We start from the raw sequence: 15,358 nt of genomic DNA on the forward strand, positions 1-15,358 counted from the left end.
TTACATAAACCGCACCCGCGCCCGGCAACCCGGCCCCGGGCTGCGGTTATCAAGAATAAATTGCGCCTGGTGCAACTGCACGATGCGGGTGACGATGCTTAACCCCAGCCCAATTCCGCCGTAGCGGCGGTCCATACGCACAAACGCTTTGCTCAGCTCGCCGCTTTTGTTTTCATCAATGCCTGGCCCTTCATCTTCCACAACCAACAGCGGCGCGGGCGCGGTTTCTACCCGAATAAAGATGTTGGAGTTTTGCGGGCTGTAGCGGTGGGCGTTCTCTACCAGGTTACGCAGCATGGCGCGCAGCAGCGTCGCGTCGCCGCGCACGGTGACGTCCTGCGGGGCGATAACGTGCAGCTTTTGATGACGCGTTTGCAACATCGCTTCGAATTCCGCCCGCATCGGTTCAATCACTTCGGCGTGTAATGGCACCTGTTGATACTCACCGGAGGCAAAAGATTGCCCAACCCGCGCCAGTTGCAGCAGTTGAGATACGCTTTGCGTCATTTGGTCGAGACGCTGCAATAACGGTTTAACATCCACGTGATGGGCCTTTTCAATCAGTTCCAGATGCAGCCGCAAACCGGCTAAGGGGGTGCGCAGTTCATGGGCGACGTCGGCGGTAAACATCCGTTCGTGCTCAATGGTCACGGTCAATCGTGACACCAGATGATTAATGGCGTGTGTCACCGCGTCGATTTCCCGTACCGAACTGACGTAGCCGATGGGGTCGAGGTTATCCTCGCTGCGGCTGTCGAGATGGCGCTGTAGCTCCTGTAGCGGGCGGGTGATCCATTTCACCGCCTGGAAACAGAGCAGCAGCGCCAGCGAAATCATCACCAGGCTGGGCAGCGCCAGGCTTGCCACCGCTTCGACAATCTCTTTTTCAATATGCCGCTGGTTGTTGCGATTGTGCAGCGCTTCATCAACCAGAAACGAGATCTGCTCTTTGCTTTCGTGCCACAGCCACACCACGCTGATGGCCTGGCACACCACCAGAATCAGGCCGATCGCCAGCAGCAGGCGGAAGCGCAGCGTGCGGTGATTCCCCAGACGGGTTAGCAGTGCCCTCATAATGGTTCGCTTTCCTCGCCCGGTTTGATTAACGCATAGCCAAAGCCGCGCACAGTGCGGATCGCCGCTTTGCCGATTTTGTCGCGCAGGTTATGGATATGCACTTCGAGGGTGTTGGTGGACGGTTCATTGTCCCAGTTGTAGATGTCGTTATAGAGGATTTCCCGGTGTACCGGGTGGCCCGCTTTTAACATCAAACGGCACAAAATGGCGTACTCTTTTGGCGTGAGTTCCACCTGCACACCGTCAAGTTTGGCGATTCGGTGGGTCATATCCATCGTCAGATTACCGACAGAGATCGTATTTTCCGCTTGGTTAGCATGGCGGCGGATCAGGGCGCGAATACGCGCCAGCAGTTCTTCCAGCGCAAAGGGTTTGATCAGGTAATCATCGGCACCGGCGTCCAGCCCGGCGATACGCTCGTTCACCGAGTCACGCGCCGTGAGAATTAATACCGGCAGCATCATTTTCTGGCGGCGCAGGCGTAACAGCACGTGTAGCCCGTCCTCGTCGGGCAGGCCCAGATCGAGGATCAATAGACTATACTGCCCGGCCAGTAAACTGGCTTCTGCTGCCCGGGCGGTGGACACGCCATCGCACACGTAGCCTTCGCCTTCCAGCGCCATCACCAGCCCCTGAAGCAGCAGCGCATCGTCTTCCACTACTAATATTTTCATCGCGTTGTTCCCCTGCAAGCCGCCACGAGATCGTCAGACGGAAGGTACTCGGTGGTTTGCGTGCCCGTCAGCCCCAGCATGGTTGAAAACAAATTATCCTGTGAAGCATCCTGTGCGGCGCGTTTGTTCAGGCAATCCCGATCCACAGAATAGCGTTTTTGATAGTCGTCGGATAACCATACCAGCATCGGCACATGCTTCTGGGTTTCGGGCGCGATACGGTACGGTAGCCCGTGTAAATAGACGCCGTCTTCACCCAGCGACTCGCCGTGATCCGAAAGGTAAACCAGGCTGGTGGTAAATTTATCCTGATGGGCTTTCAGCGTATCAATGGCTTTCGACACAATATCATCCACGTAAAGCAGCGTGTTGTCGTACGTATTGGTCAACTGCTCCGCCGTACAGGTCTGGATCTGGTTGGTATCGCAGGTTGGCGTAAATTTACGGAACTGCGGCGGATAGCGGTTAAAGTAGGTCGGCCCGTGGCTACCGATGGTGTGCAGCACAATCACGCCGTCGCCGGTCAGTTTGTCGATGTAGTCATCCAGCCCGTGAAACAGCACGTCGTCGTAGCATTCGCCTTCAATGCACTGGCCGGGCAGGTTCAGTTTGGTCATATCCTGATGGGGAACCCGGTCACACGCGCCCTTGCAGCCGCCGTCATTTTCATTCCACAGCACCTGAATGCCCGCCCGTTGAATAATATCCAGCATCCCTTCCTGGTGATGGGCCAGCGCCTCGTCGTAGCGGGCGCGCGGCATATTAGAAAACATGCAGGGCACGGAAATCGCGGTGGCGGTGCCGCAGGAAGTGGTATGCGGGAAGTAAACCACGTTCTGCTGCGCCAGTTGCGGATTGGTTTGCCGCGCGTAGCCGCCAAGCGAGAAATTATCCGCACGGGAGGTTTCCCCGACGATTAAGATCGTGAGGTTTTTCTTGCCCTGGCGCATCAGCGGATTTTGCTTTGCATCCTCGCCAATTTTTACCAGCGGCAGGTTGTCTTCCCGATTGTGGACATACCACGACCAGCCAGCGGCCACGGTATTGGACGGGTTGATCGATTTCACCAGCTCTTTGTTATTACGAAACAGCGAGGCGTAATCTTTATAAAACAGCAGGGCCACCACGACCACGACGGCGGCGCAGGCAATCAGGCTCAGGGCACGATGGGCAAAACGACGCCAGGAAGCGGCCTCTTTTACCCGCACCCAGAAGGCCAGCATCGCCATCAGCACACCGGAAAACACCAGCGTCAGCGTGAGTTGCGGGGTGAGCAGGGCGAACGTTTCGGACGCCGTAGTATCCAGCATATTCACGATCATCGAGCGGTCCATCACGATGCCATAGGTCAGGATAAAATATTGCGCCGAGGCGCTGACCAGAATAAACAGCGCGATCACCAGGCGGTCAAGCTTCACCAGCGAGGCCAGGGTCGCCAGGCTGCTGACCACGCAAAAAATCACCAGCGGCATGGTGATAAACACCAGAATGTTGCGTGGCGTGGTTAACGGCAAAACGCGTAATACCTGGTGGTAAAAGGCGAAATTTAAAAACAGCGCAATATACGCCGAGAACAGGCTTATATACGCGATCCGGCTTAGCGTCGGTCTTTTCAGGCGGGGGAGTGGCATAGCAGGGCATCCTGTCATTTCAATGCGTGCAGGATGCCAAAGCAAAATTAGGAAAACCTTAAGAGGCTTAAGGTTGGGCGTGTTATCCGCCACTTGAAGATAAACAGAAAACCTTTTACCGTGCGTGCGGATCACAGACAGCAACAAAGGAGCCGTTATGTCACCGCAAATTGGCGTCGGGGTACTGATTTTTCGCGACGGAAAACTGTTGTTAGGGCGTCGCAAAGGCAGTCACGGCGCAGCGACCTGGTCCGCGCCGGGCGGGCATCTGGAGTTTGGCGAAACGCCGCAAGCGTGCGCATGCCGGGAAACCGCCGAAGAAACCGGGCTGACGCTGAATCATCTTGAAGCCGGGCGGTTTGTCAGCGACGTATTTCACGACGTCGGCAAACATTACATCACGCTGTTTATGATTAGCCGTGATGCGCAGGGCGAGCCAGACTGCCGTGAGCCGGAAAAGTGCGACGGCTGGGAATGGTTTTCCCCCGATGCGCTGCCGTCGCCGCTGTTCGCCCCGCTGCAAACGCTGATCGACAGCTATGGGGTAGCCGCGCTGCGTTAAACCACCTCTACCAGCGTAAATTCTTCGAACACCAGTTCCATATCCGGTGCCCAGGTGCCTTCACGCTCGAAAAAAGCCTGATGTGAGGCTTGCCACCAGGCCAGGCTGCGATCGCCTTCACCTTCCAGGCTCGCCAGCTCGGCGGTCATGTCGCAATAGCGCACCACCCGAAGCACGGTGGTGCGGATCACGCATACCGGCTCATCGCGGCCATTGAGAATAATGTTGTAGCTGCCGGGCAGGATCGGCTCTTTCAGATAAGAGACCAACGCGCCGCAGCTGGCGCGTTTGTGGCCCTGAATCACCAGCGCAGCCAACTCGTCGGCCATTTCAGGCGAGTCGCCAAAACCCCAGACCAGCGCCTGAGGGTAACGTTGTTGAAGGGTGTGCAGGAGGCTTGTCATTTTTATTCCTTGTTATTTTTTGAGCCTGGAAAAATACCGGCGGTTATCAATATCAGCCGGCATGAAAAAAAGGAAATAAAATTTACCTCAGACCAGAAAATAACGGCTTAAGGAAATTCTCAGTAAAGAATTGAAAAGGGATTGAGTAAACCCAACGGCTATGGTTTAATTCCAGCGTGTTTAACTACCGAGGACAATTTTCATCCGCAACGAAGAGAAGCAATACCGCGGATAAGTTGGAAAATTATGGACAATCTGTTCAGGACGTTATTGTTACCCCCACACGTTTTCCCCCTTTCTTTTCATCAGTTTGGTGAACAACACTGGCGCAACGCGCTTTAGTCCCTGCATGTGAATTCTGGCGTCTGCGCACGGCGTAGCCACGCTCTCAGTCTCATTTTTTCGGTTTGCCGCCCTATCGATTTGGTGCAGCAAGCTGTGGCGTATTATTTTCTCATGCAGGAGAAAAATCATGTTTTATTGGGCTTTATTAGGTCTGGCGATTATCGCTGAAATTACCGGGACGCTGTCATTAAAATGGGCCAGCCAGAACGGAAGTTCCGCCGCGTTTATTTTTATGCTGGTCATGATCAGCCTGTCTTATATTTTTCTGTCTTTTTCCGTTAAACGCATCGCCCTTGGGGTGGCCTATGCCCTGTGGGAAGGCATCGGTATTTTAATTATTACGGTATTCAGCGTCTGGTTATTTGATGAAAGCCTGTCGATGGTGAAACTGACGGGTTTGGCGACCCTGGTGGCGGGCATCGTACTGATTAAATCCGGCACCCGCAAAGCCAAAAAACCGCAAGCAGGAGGCCGCCATGTCGCAGTTTGAATGGGTTCATGGCGCATGGTTGATGCTGGCAATTGTGCTGGAAATCGCCGCCAATATTTTCCTGAAGTTCTCGGACGGTTTTCGCCGTCCGCTGTATGGCGTGTTTTCTCTGCTGGCGGTGTTGGCCGCGTTCAGCGCCCTCGGGCAGGCGGTGAAGGGCATTGAGCTTTCCGTGGCGTATGCCTTATGGGGCGGTTTTGGTATCACCGCTACCGTCGCGGCAGGGTGGATCCTGTTCGGTCAGCGCCTCAACCGCAAGGGGTGGGCCGGTTTAGCCCTGCTGCTGGTGGGCATGGTGCTGATTAAACTCGCCTGACGTTCTGAACCGCGCCGTCGCGATCGCTATTGGGCAAGCTGTTCCAGCTTCTCCCTGAAGCCAGTGACCGAGATGGCGCGGTTATCGGCCCGCCAACGATCTTTGGCGGCAGGCGCTGAACTTTGTACGCCAATCAACTGCCAACCGTCATCGGTATGGATCATCAACGGCGAACCGCTGTCGCCGGGCAGGGTATCGCACTGATGCGACAATACCGATTTCTGCGCCCAACCCGTAACGATACAGTCCTGATGGCTGTAGAGATTATCCAGATGATCTTCCGGGTAACCCGCCTGGGTGACCTTACGTTCGGCGGTTTTTAACGCGGCGGTCAGATCCGCGCGGTCGCCGGTAAACAGCGGCAGCGGCGTAATCGCCGAAGGCGGGTTGCGCAGCACAATCAAACCAAAATCATCCGGGGCGGCGGAGGGCGGGACAATCCAGCCGTCGCCGTCGGCTTTAAGCCGTCTGCCCAGGGTCGATTCCACGCGGCCTTCAACGTCGTGAATTTCGTAACGCCATTTGCCCTTCAGCGCCACAAAACGCAGCGCCACCGGTTTGTCGAGCTTGCCGCGCGGTGGGGCCAGCAGGCAATGCCCGGCAGTAAGGGCCAGATGTGATGAGATAAGCGTTGCGGTGCACAGGTTGCCGCTTTCGGTTTCCAGTTGGCCGATAGCATCCCACGGCGATTGCGTCGGATCGGTGATGCGCTGCCGGTCATCGTGACCGAAAAACAGCGTTTTGACCTCATTTGCGGTGGCTTCCGGCGGCTCTCCGACATCCGCACGGGCAGGAAAAACGCTCAGAAAAATGGTTCCCAGAATTAACACAACGGTTTTGCGCATATCACTCTCGGGTGGGGCAATTATGATTATTAATGTAAACCCATTGATGTTGATTATAGACGGGCTGGTAATAAAGAGGGAATAAAATCAGCATGCTACGGGGCTTTACCCGTAGAACGAGGCCGACACAAGGGCGCACAGAATAAGAGAGACAAGAAGGATCTCGAACAGATAACGGCGCATCTGAACCTGCCTTTTACGATAAGCGACAGGCCGCACTATAGTACTGATAATGCAGGGGTTCCGTGAGGGAGTCGTTACGGCGTGTAACGCTATGTACAGCGCCGGGCGTTAACCCGGCGCGGCGTTTTACAAATAGCGCTTTTCCAGATGCTGCCTGAAGTAGTGCGGGTTGAGATCTTCCCCGGTCGCATTCACTACCAGTTGCGCGGTAGTAAAGCGGCTGCCGTGCTGCCAGATATTCTGGCGCAGCCAGTCAAACAGGGCGTTGAAGTCACCGCTGGCGATATCCTGGTTGAGCGTCGGCAGCGCCCGGCGGGCGGCGTGGAACAACTGTGCGGCGTACATCGCGCCTAATGTATAGGACGGAAAGTAGCCGAAACCGCCGTCGGTCCAGTGAATATCCTGCATACAGCCGTTGCGGTAATCGCCTCTGGTGGACAGCCCCAGCCAGTGCTGCATTTTTTCATCCCACAGCGCCGGGATATCGTTGACCTCAATCTCGCCTTCAATCAGCGCCCGCTCAATGTCATAACGCAGCACCACGTGCGCCGGATAGCTCACTTCATCGGCATCTACGCGAATGTAGCCCGGCTTCACGCGCTGATTCCAGGCGATATAGTTATCGCGTTCAAACGCTGGCTGTTCACCGAAACGCGCGGTGATATGCGGTAACAGGCGGGTGAGGAACGCTTCGCTGCGCCCTAACTGCATTTCGAAAAACAGGCTTTGCGATTCGTGCAGCGCGGTAGAGCGTGCCAGCGCCACCGGTTGGCCCAGCCATTCGCGCGGCAGGTTTTGCTCATAGCGGGCGTGACCGGTTTCATGGATCACGCCAAACAGGGCGCTGAACAGCTCGTTTTCGTTATAGCGCGTGGTGATGCGCACGTCTTCCGGCACGCCGCCGCAGAACGGATGGGCGCTGACGTCCAGCCGCCCCCCGTCAAAATCAAACCCCAGCAGTTTCATGGCGTCGAGCCCCAGTTCACGCTGCTGCGCGGTGGGGAAAGGGCCCTGTGGGGCCATCAGCGTTTTCTGAGCCTGTTTTTCTGTGGCGCGGGCCAGCAAATCCGGCAGCCAGCTTTTCAGATCGCCGAACAGGGCGTCGAGCCGTGCGCTGGTCATGTCCGGCTCGTAGATATCCAGCAGAGCGTCATAGCGCGAACCGCCACGGTGTGCGGCACGCAGCGCCGCCTCTTCGCGGCTGAATTTCACGACTTCTTTGAGATTTTCAGCGAACCCTTGCCAGTCGTTATTCGGGCGCTGGGTGCGCCAGGCATGTTCGCAGCGGCTACCTGCCAGAGACTTTGCTTCCACCAGCGATTCCGGCAGCAATGCTGCCTGCTGGTACTGGCGGGCCATTTCGCGCAGGTTGGCGCGTTCCAGATCGTTTAAATCTTCCTGCTCCGCGTCGGCCAGCGCGCGCGCCATCTCCGGGCTGGTGAGGATTTGATGGCACAGTACGCTCATCTCCGCCAGCGCTTCGGAACGCGCTTTGCTACCGCCAGGCGGCATCATGGCGAACATATCCCATCCGGCAATGGCGGAGAGGTGCGAGAAACGCGACAGGCGAGCAAAGGTTTTGGTAAGTTTTTGATAATGAGTGTTTTCCATAAAGCCTCGTGTGCAGGTGGAGCGTAGTGTGAAAAGTAACACTACCGGGGCGGAAACACGAGGCCCGGAAATCAATGCGCGCGGTGGTGCAGCCGCCATCCCGTCAGGATCGCCAGTAACAGCAGCAGGGCGATAAATGCGCCGACGCCGTTCCAGCCGTAGCGGTGCCAGAAAACACCGCCGAGCGTACCGGCCACGCTGGAGCCCACATAGTAGCTGAACAGATACAGCGACGAGGCCTGGCCTTTGGCGCGTTTCGCCCGGTGGCCGATCCAACTGCTGGCCACCGAGTGTGCGCCGAAAAATCCTGCGGAAAACAACAGCATCCCCGCAAAAATTACCCATAGCGACGGCAGCAGCGTTAACAACAGGCCCAGCAGCATGATGCCGGTAAAGCTGATCATCACCGGGCCGCGCCCGTAGCGAACCGACAGCGCGCCCGCTTTCGGCGAACTCCAGGTGCCGGTCAGATACGCCACGGACAGCAGGCCGACTACCGCCTGGCTGAGATGCCACGGCGACAGCATTAGCCGATAACCAATGTAGTTGAACAGGGTGACGAACGCGCCCATCAGCAGGAACCCCTCGGCGAACAGCAGCGGCAGGCCGTCGTCCCGGCAGTGCAGGCGGAAATGAATAAACAGGCTTTTAGGCCGCAACGACGCCGGGCGGAAATGGCGCGACGGGGGGAGGATTTTCCAGAACATCAGCGCCGCCGCCAACGCGAAACAGCCAATCGCGCCGACTGCCACGCGCCAGTCGAAGAAATCGGTGATCACACCGCTTAACAAGCGCCCGCTCATCCCGCCAATGGAGTTGCCGCTGATGTACAACCCCATCGAAAACGCCACAAAGCCTGGGTGGATCTCTTCGCTCAGATACGTCATACCCACCGCCGCCACGCCGCTCAGCGACAGGCCAATCAGCGCACGCATAATCAGAATGCCGTGCCAACTGGTCATTTGAGTGGAGAGCAGCGTACAGCAGGAAGCCAGCAGCAGGGCGGTAACCATGACATTTTTACGCCCGATGGCGTCGGACAGCGGCCCGGTAAACAGCAGCCCCAGCGCCATTAAACCGGTCGCCACAGACAACGAAATACTGCTGCTCGCCGGGGAGACGCCAAATTCCTGGGACAGCACCGGCAGGATCGGCTGTACGCAATACAGCAGGGCAAACGTCGCCAGACCGGCGGAAAACAGCGCCAGCGTCACGCGCATAAATTGCGGCGTACCGCGGGTAATAAATGAAGCAGGCCGGGAAGCAGTGATAACGTCTGGCTGAACAGCCGAATCAGGCGAGACGGTGGATGTACGGCTCAAAACAGATCCTTGTGGATGACGGAACAGACTATAAACAGAGTAGAAAGCGCCTAATATTCTGTCTAATATATTAATAATCTCAAATGATATGTATTAAATATGAATATCGAACTGCGGCACCTGCGTTATTTCGTGGCGGTAGCGGAAGAACTCCATTTTGGCCGGGCGGCGGCGCGGCTGAATATCTCCCAGCCGCCGTTAAGCCAGCAAATCCAGACCCTTGAAGCCCAGGTCGGCGCGAAACTGCTGGCGCGCACCAATCGCAGCGTTAGCCTGACGGCGGCGGGGGCGCAGTTTCTGGCCGACAGCCGCCAGATTTTAAGCCAGGTAGAAGCGGCGGCGGTGCGCGCGGCGCGTCTGCATCATGGGGAGACCGGCGAGTTACGCATCGGCTTTACCTCCTCCGCGCCGTTTATCAAACCGATCTCTGACAGCCTGTCGCAGTTTCGCAAAGGCTATCCGGACGTGCATTTACAGACCCTGGAAATCAACACCCGGGCGCAAATCGCACCGCTTAATGAAGGAAAACTGGAACTGGGGTTAATGCGCAACACCCCTTTGCCCGACACGCTTGACTGGCAATTGATCCTGCGTGAACCGCTGATGGCCATGATGCACCGCGAAAACCCGCTGGCGGCGAAGCCCGCGATTTCGTTGCGCGAACTGGCCGATCAACCGTTTGTATTTTTCGACCCGCACGTCGGAACCGGGCTGTATGACGATATTCTCGGGTTGCTGCACCGTTATGATGTCCAGCCGCTGATCGCCCAGGAAGTGGGTGAGGCGATGACCATTATTGGGCTGGTGGCCGCCGGGCTTGGCGTGTCGATCTTACCGGCCTCGTTCCAGCGGATTCAGCTGAATGAAATGCGCTGGGTGCCGATAACCGAAGCGGATGCCGTATCGGAAATGTGGCTGGTGTGGTCGAAACATCACGAGAAAAGCGCCGCCGCCCTGCGGTTTATGCGTCTGCTGAACGAGGCGCTCACCGTGCGTAAAAACAGCGCAATGCCGCGTTAAAACGTGCTGTAAATCACAACCATGACTAAAAATTTGACGGCTCGTATTGATGTGCTTCACCATAGCGTAAGTTTATTTCGAAGCCCGAAAATAAAGGGAGATTGCAGTGGTTGCTGATAGTCAACCGGGCCACATTGATCAGATTAAACAGACGAATGCCGGCGTGGTATATCGTCTGATAGACCAACTAGGCCCGGTGTCACGTATTGATCTTTCGCGTCTGGCGCAGCTTGCGCCTGCCAGTATCACGAAAATTGTCCGCGAAATGATTGAAGCGCACCTGGTGCAGGAAACCGAAATCCAGGAGCCGGGCAGCCGTGGGCGTCCGGCGGTGGGGCTGATGGTGGAAACTGAAGCCTGGCACTATCTGTCGGTGCGCATTAATCGTGGGGAAATTAACCTCGCATTACGCGATCTCAGCAGCAAACTGGTGGTGGAAGAACAGCTGGCACTGCCGCAGCAGGACGAACAGCCGCTACTTGAGCGCATCATCGCCCATATCGATCAGTTCTTTATTCGCCATCAGCAAAAGCTCGAGCGGCTGACGGCCATCGCCATTACGCTACCGGGCATTATTGATACCGAAAACGGCGTCGTGCACCGCATGCCGTTTTATGACGTTCAGGAAATGCCGCTCGGCCCGGCGCTGGAAAACCGCACTGGCGTGCCGGTGTTTATTCAGCATGACATCAGCGCCTGGACTATGGCGGAATCGCTGTTCGGCGCATCGCGCGGCGCGCGGGATGTGATTCAGGTGGTGATCGATCATAACGTCGGCGCGGGCGTGGTCACCGACGGGCGCTTATTGCACGCGGGCAGCAGCAGCCTGGTGGAAATCGGCCATACCCAGGTCGATCCTTACGGTAAACGCTGTTACTGCGGCAACCACGGCTGCCTCGAAACCATCGCCAGTATCGACAGCGTGCTGGAGCTGGCGCAGCAGCGCATGAACCAATCCATGGGATCAATGCTCCACGGCCAGCCGCTGACCGTTGAAACGCTGTGTGATGCCGCCCAAAAAGGCGATCTGCTGGCGCGGGATATTATCGTTGGGGTAGGGACGAACGTAGGCCGTATTCTGGCGATTATGGTGAACCTGTTTAATCCGCAAAAAATACTGATTGGTTCGCCGCTCAATCGCGCGTCCGGTATTCTGTTTCCGGCCATTGCCGATTGTATTCGCCAGCAGGCGTTGCCTGCCTACAGCCGCAATACGGTGGTGGAAAGCACACAGTTTACCAATCAGGGCACCATGGCAGGCGCCGCGCTGGTAAAAGACGCGATGTATACGGGATCGCTGTTGATTCGTCTGTTGCAGGGTTAACAAATTTTCATAATCCACTAAAAATTGCGCTATCTCAAGCTGACTCCAGACGTCTTCTCTTAGACTTTCACTATTGAATTATTCCGAATCAATATATTTTTAAGAGCATATCCTGGAGTTTGTGATGTTTAAGCGTTTCTTTGTGACGGGTACTGATACAGCTGTTGGTAAAACGGTCGTTTCCCGTGCGCTGCTTCAGGCCCTGGCGGCGGAAGGTAAAAGCGTAGTGGGGTTCAAACCCGTCGCCAAAAGCAGTAAAGAGACGCCAGAGGGGTTGCGTAATAAAGACGCCCTGGTGCTACAAAGCGTTTCCACTTTGGCGCTGCCATATTCCACCATCAACCCGATTGCGCTCAGCGAAGATGAAAGCAGCGTGGCGCACAGTTTCCCTATCAACTATCCCTTGTTGACCGACACGCTGAGCCAACTCAGCGAACAGGCGGATCACGTGGTGGTGGAAGGCACGGGCGGATGGCGCAGCCTGATGAACGATTTGCGTCCGCTGTCGGAGTGGGTGGTTCAGGAACAACTGCCGGTGGTGATGGTAGTGGGTATTCAGGAAGGGTGCATCAACCATGCCTTACTGACGGCCCAGGCGATTGCCAGCGATGGGTTGCCGCTGGTGGGCTGGGTGGCTAACCGTATTAATCCAGGCCTGGCGCACTACGCTGAAATCATTGAGGTGCTGCGTAAAAAAATTCCGGCACCCCTGATAGGCGAATTGCCTTATCTGCCGCGCGCCGAACAGCGGGAGCTGGCCCAGTACATTCAGTTGCCTGCTGACCCTATCAAGTTAAGTGCCTGAATAAGAAAAGGGATACCGCAGTATCCCTTTTCTGTTTATTCCCCGTGAATATTCAATGCCCGGCGAGTTCGACCTGAACTCAGATAGTCGGCAATATAATCCTGAGAAATTTCCCCGCTGTAGCGCCCGTCTTCATCAACAATCGGCATCCACACCGTATTGTGCTCATACAGCCGCGACAGCACCACGCGCAGGTTGTCCTCTGCTTTGCCGGTAATGCGGAACGGGTGAAGGATATCGCCACAAACGCCCGTCGCGCCGCGCGCTTCACGGCGCTTCACAAAGCCGATGGGTTTGGATTCGCTGTCCACCACGGTGACCGACCGCTGATCGTGGTCATCCATAATTGCGAAGGCTTCCGATAACGGCGTAGATGTCTGCACGGTAATCGTCGGTTGCTGGTCGGTAACGTCGCCTGCTTGTACCAGCAGCAAACGCTTAAGGGTGCGGTCCTGGCCGACGAACGAGCCGACAAATTCATTCGCCGGTTTCGCTAACAGTTCATCCGGGCTGGCGCACTGTACAATGCGCCCCTGGCGGAATACCGCTATCCGGTCGCCGAGCTTCAGCGCTTCATCAATATCATGGCTTACCAGCATCACGGTCTTTTTGAGCTGGCGCTGCATTTCCAGGAACTGGTTCTGGATCACCTCGCGGTTAATCGGGTCGACCGCGCCAAAAGGCTCATCCATCAGCAGCACCGGCGGATCCGCCGCCAGAGCGCGAATAACCCCGATACGTTGCTGCTGCCCGCCGGACATCTCTTTGGGGTAGCGGTGAAGAAACTTTTTGGGATCAAGCGCCACCATATCCATCAGTTCCGACGCGCGGGCCTGATAGCGGGCCTTATCCCAGCCCAACATGCGCGGCACGACGGTGATGTTTTCTTCAATGGTCATATTCGGGAACAAACCAATCTGCTGGATCACATAGCCGATATTGCGGCGAAGCGTCACCGTATCCATATCGTTGGTGTCTTTGCCGTTGATCAGAATGTTGCCGCTGCTGGGGGCGATTAACCGGTTAATCATCTTTAGCGTGGTGGTTTTGCCACAGCCGGACGGACCGAGCAGCACACACATTTCGCCTTCCGGCACATTAAGATTGACGTTATCCACGGCTTTAAAGGTCTGGCCATTTTTCTGCGTGAACTGTTTGGTGAGGTTTTCCAGTTTTATCATTATCGTATCCCCTTCGGAGTCAGCAGCACCTGCAAACGGTGCAGCATCCAGTCAAGTACAATCGCCAACAGGCAAATCATTACCGCACCCGCGATCAGCATGCGGATATCGCTGCCGCCGATGCCGTTAAGCAGTAACAGCCCCAGGCCGCCCGCGCCGATCACCGCCGCAATCGCCATCACGCCGATATTCATCACTACCGCGGTGCGGATACCGCCGAAGATCACCGGCAGGGCAATCGGAATTTCTACCCAGCGCAGGCGCTGCCAGAAGGTCATGCCGATACCGCGCCCGGCTTCGCGCAGCCCCGGCGGCAAACTTTCCAGCGCGGTGTGGGTGTTGCGGACAATCGGTAATAAAGAGTAGAGAAATACCGCCGTGACCGCAGGCACCGCGCCGATACCCTGGCCGATCAGCGAAAACAGCGGGATCATCAGCCCGAACAGGGCGATAGACGGAATGGTCAGTACCACGGTGGCAATGCCGAGCACCGGGGTGGCCAGCCATTTATGGCGTACGATCAGCACGCCCAGCGGCACGCCAATCACAATCGCCATGCCCACGGCCAGACCGATCAGCCACAAATGCTGGAGGGTCAACCCGCCGATATACCCGGCGTTATCCATCATGTAATGAATCGTATCCATCGGGTCGCCTCCTTAAAGCAGCTTGTGCTGTTGAAGAAATTCGCGCGCCACTTTCTGGGGCGATTCATGGTCGATATCCACCTTCGCGTTGAGCGTGGAGATAACGTCATTGTTCAGCAAGCCAGACAGGGTGTTCAGCGCCTCATCCAGGCCAGGGTTGGCGTCGAGGATCGGTTTACGCACCACCGGCGTCACCGCATAGCTCGGGAAGAAACCTTTGTCATCTTCCAGCACTTTAAGGTCAAAGCCTTTTACGCGCCCGTCGGTGGTGTAGATTAGCCCGGCATCAACAAAGCCATCGCGGATGGCGTTGTACACCAGGCCCGGGTCCATCTGGCGGATTTGCGGGCGATCCAGATGCATGTTGTAAGCCTGCTGCAACGGCTTCATGCCGTCGCTACGCCCGGCGAACTCCAGGTCGAGGCCCAGCAGCCAGTTGTTTTTCGGGTCATTCTTGCGCAGGGTGTCCATCCGTTCCACCATCTGCGACAGCGTGGTAATGCCTTCTTTTTCGGCCCGTTTACGCTGCATGGCGAAGGCATAGGTATTATTCATATCCGCGGGTTTCAGCCACACCAGCCCGAGTTTGGCGTCGAGACGTTTGACCGTGTCATAGGACTCCTGCGGAGTCATGCGCTTGTCGATTTTATTAAAAATAATCAGCGAGGTGCCGGTGTATTCCCAGGTGATGTCAATCTGGTTATTCACCATTGCATTACGGGAGATCACTGCCGCGATATTGGTTTTCGGCTGGATCTGAAAGCCTTTCTTCTGCAGGTACATCGTGGTCATGGCGGAAAGAATATGCTGTTCGGTAAAGCCCTTGGTCGCCAGTACGATCGGCGCGGCCTGCGCCGCGCTGGCGAATAGTGCGGTCGCCGTAAGGGCGGCAAGCAGGTGGGACAACAATTTCATGGTTCG

16 protein-coding genes are annotated in these 15,358 nt (G+C 56.4%); 6 read left to right on the top strand and 10 right to left on the bottom strand.

Features of this window, described 5'->3' with window-relative positions; genetic code table 11:
• The 3 genes from pmrB to eptA are packed head-to-tail and all read right to left on the bottom strand — an operon-like array spanning position 1 to position 3,382.
• On the bottom strand, positions 1-1,074 hold the full coding sequence (gene pmrB / locus RT120_RS03285) for a two-component system sensor histidine kinase PmrB (RefSeq protein ID WP_312979320.1): 1,074 nt from the start codon (positions 1,072-1,074) through the stop codon (positions 1-3).
• Entirely contained in the window at positions 1,071-1,751 is a 681-nt protein-coding gene (pmrA, locus tag RT120_RS03290) for a two-component system response regulator PmrA (protein ID WP_312979322.1), read from the bottom strand. The genes pmrB and pmrA overlap by 4 nt, the downstream gene beginning before the upstream one ends.
• Complete coding sequence (gene eptA, locus RT120_RS03295) at positions 1,748-3,382, bottom strand: phosphoethanolamine transferase EptA (RefSeq protein WP_312979324.1); 1,635 nt, start codon at positions 3,380-3,382, stop codon at positions 1,748-1,750. Before eptA ends, pmrA begins: the two co-directional genes overlap by 4 nt.
• A 157-nt stretch (positions 3,383-3,539) precedes the next feature.
• On the opposite strand from eptA, the gene RT120_RS03300 reads away from it, so the two are divergent.
• A complete protein-coding gene (locus tag RT120_RS03300; RefSeq protein ID WP_312979325.1) occupies positions 3,540-3,944 on the top strand; it encodes an NUDIX hydrolase in 405 nt (134 codons plus the stop codon).
• On the opposite strand, the gene RT120_RS03305 is transcribed toward RT120_RS03300, so the two are convergent.
• Positions 3,941-4,348 (bottom strand): ASCH domain-containing protein, encoded by a 408-nt coding sequence (locus tag RT120_RS03305; protein WP_312979326.1) that lies wholly within the window; start codon positions 4,346-4,348, stop codon positions 3,941-3,943. The two genes, RT120_RS03300 and RT120_RS03305, sit on opposite strands and share 4 nt — an antisense overlap.
• Positions 4,349-4,817: 469 nt before the next feature.
• On the opposite strand from RT120_RS03305, the gene mdtJ reads away from it, so the two are divergent.
• Positions 4,818-5,183, top strand: coding sequence for a multidrug/spermidine efflux SMR transporter subunit MdtJ (gene mdtJ / locus RT120_RS03310; RefSeq protein ID WP_312979689.1), 366 nt, complete (start codon positions 4,818-4,820; stop codon positions 5,181-5,183).
• Positions 5,170-5,499 carry a multidrug/spermidine efflux SMR transporter subunit MdtI gene (gene mdtI, locus RT120_RS03315; RefSeq protein ID WP_312979328.1) on the top strand — a complete coding sequence of 110 codons (330 nt, stop codon included), beginning with the start codon at positions 5,170-5,172 and terminating at the stop codon, positions 5,497-5,499. The genes mdtJ and mdtI overlap by 14 nt, the downstream gene beginning before the upstream one ends.
• A 26-nt stretch (positions 5,500-5,525) precedes the next feature.
• On the opposite strand, the gene RT120_RS03320 is transcribed toward mdtI, so the two are convergent.
• The 3 genes from RT120_RS03320 to RT120_RS03330 form a co-directional block, all read right to left on the bottom strand.
• Positions 5,526-6,344, bottom strand: a complete 819-nt coding sequence (locus RT120_RS03320; RefSeq protein WP_312979330.1) for a serine protease — start codon at positions 6,342-6,344, stop codon at positions 5,526-5,528.
• A 309-nt stretch (positions 6,345-6,653) separates the two neighbouring features.
• Complete coding sequence (locus RT120_RS03325; protein ID WP_312979333.1) at positions 6,654-8,138, bottom strand: carboxypeptidase M32; 1,485 nt, start codon at positions 8,136-8,138, stop codon at positions 6,654-6,656.
• Between the two features lie 71 nt (positions 8,139-8,209).
• Positions 8,210-9,460, bottom strand: a complete 1,251-nt coding sequence (locus RT120_RS03330; RefSeq protein WP_312979335.1) for an MFS transporter — start codon at positions 9,458-9,460, stop codon at positions 8,210-8,212.
• Between the two features lie 99 nt (positions 9,461-9,559).
• Here RT120_RS03330 and RT120_RS03335 point away from each other — a divergent pair, with 99 nt between their 5' ends.
• The 3 genes from RT120_RS03335 to bioD all read left to right on the top strand — a co-directional run bounded on the left by RT120_RS03335 (position 9,560) and on the right by bioD (position 12,609).
• The gene (locus RT120_RS03335) at positions 9,560-10,480 is read left to right on the top strand and encodes a LysR family transcriptional regulator (protein WP_312979336.1); all 921 of its coding nucleotides are present in this window, start codon (positions 9,560-9,562) and stop codon (positions 10,478-10,480) included.
• A gap of 106 nt (positions 10,481-10,586) precedes the next feature.
• Positions 10,587-11,804, top strand: a complete 1,218-nt coding sequence (mlc, locus tag RT120_RS03340; RefSeq protein ID WP_312979338.1) for a sugar metabolism global transcriptional regulator Mlc — start codon at positions 10,587-10,589, stop codon at positions 11,802-11,804.
• Between the two features lie 124 nt (positions 11,805-11,928).
• On the top strand, positions 11,929-12,609 hold the full coding sequence (gene bioD / locus RT120_RS03345; RefSeq protein WP_312979340.1) for a dethiobiotin synthase: 681 nt from the start codon (positions 11,929-11,931) through the stop codon (positions 12,607-12,609).
• Between the two features lie 35 nt (positions 12,610-12,644).
• Here bioD and osmV read toward each other — a convergent pair whose 3' ends face one another.
• Genes osmV through osmX form a run of 3 tightly spaced genes read right to left on the bottom strand, consistent with a single transcriptional unit; the run spans position 12,645 to position 15,352 of the window.
• Positions 12,645-13,790, bottom strand: coding sequence for an osmoprotectant ABC transporter ATP-binding protein OsmV (gene osmV, locus RT120_RS03350; protein WP_312979343.1), 1,146 nt, complete (start codon positions 13,788-13,790; stop codon positions 12,645-12,647).
• Positions 13,790-14,437 (bottom strand): osmoprotectant ABC transporter permease OsmW, encoded by a 648-nt coding sequence (gene osmW, locus RT120_RS03355; RefSeq protein WP_312979346.1) that lies wholly within the window; start codon positions 14,435-14,437, stop codon positions 13,790-13,792. The genes osmV and osmW overlap by 1 nt, the downstream gene beginning before the upstream one ends.
• Positions 14,438-14,449: 12 nt before the next feature.
• Positions 14,450-15,352 (bottom strand): osmoprotectant ABC transporter substrate-binding protein OsmX, encoded by a 903-nt coding sequence (osmX, locus tag RT120_RS03360; protein ID WP_312979349.1) that lies wholly within the window; start codon positions 15,350-15,352, stop codon positions 14,450-14,452.
• Between the last annotated feature and the right edge of the window lie 6 nt (positions 15,353-15,358).

Source organism: Atlantibacter sp. (assembly GCF_032062175.1).
In the GTDB taxonomy this organism is placed as follows: Bacteria; Pseudomonadota; Gammaproteobacteria; order Enterobacterales; family Enterobacteriaceae; genus Atlantibacter.

Bases quoted from the DNA above. Each gene is read 5' to 3' on its own strand.
- eptA (WP_312979324.1), bottom strand. From the start codon at position 3,382: ATGCCACTCCCCCGCCTGAAAAGACCGACGCTAAGCCGGATCGCGTAT.
- RT120_RS03305 (WP_312979326.1), bottom strand. From the start codon at position 4,348: ATGACAAGCCTCCTGCACACCCTTCAACAACGTTACCCTCAGGCGCTG.
- osmW (WP_312979346.1), bottom strand. From the start codon at position 14,437: ATGGATACGATTCATTACATGATGGATAACGCCGGGTATATCGGCGGG.
- osmV (WP_312979343.1), bottom strand. From the start codon at position 13,790: ATGATAAAACTGGAAAACCTCACCAAACAGTTCACGCAGAAAAATGGC.
- bioD (WP_312979340.1), top strand. From the start codon at position 11,929: ATGTTTAAGCGTTTCTTTGTGACGGGTACTGATACAGCTGTTGGTAAA.
- osmX (WP_312979349.1), bottom strand. From the start codon at position 15,352: ATGAAATTGTTGTCCCACCTGCTTGCCGCCCTTACGGCGACCGCACTA.
- pmrB (WP_312979320.1), bottom strand. From the start codon at position 1,074: ATGAGGGCACTGCTAACCCGTCTGGGGAATCACCGCACGCTGCGCTTC.
- RT120_RS03320 (WP_312979330.1), bottom strand. From the start codon at position 6,344: ATGCGCAAAACCGTTGTGTTAATTCTGGGAACCATTTTTCTGAGCGTT.
- RT120_RS03335 (WP_312979336.1), top strand. From the start codon at position 9,560: ATGAATATCGAACTGCGGCACCTGCGTTATTTCGTGGCGGTAGCGGAA.
- RT120_RS03300 (WP_312979325.1), top strand. From the start codon at position 3,540: ATGTCACCGCAAATTGGCGTCGGGGTACTGATTTTTCGCGACGGAAAA.
- mdtI (WP_312979328.1), top strand. From the start codon at position 5,170: ATGTCGCAGTTTGAATGGGTTCATGGCGCATGGTTGATGCTGGCAATT.
- RT120_RS03325 (WP_312979333.1), bottom strand. From the start codon at position 8,138: ATGGAAAACACTCATTATCAAAAACTTACCAAAACCTTTGCTCGCCTG.
- pmrA (WP_312979322.1), bottom strand. From the start codon at position 1,751: ATGAAAATATTAGTAGTGGAAGACGATGCGCTGCTGCTTCAGGGGCTG.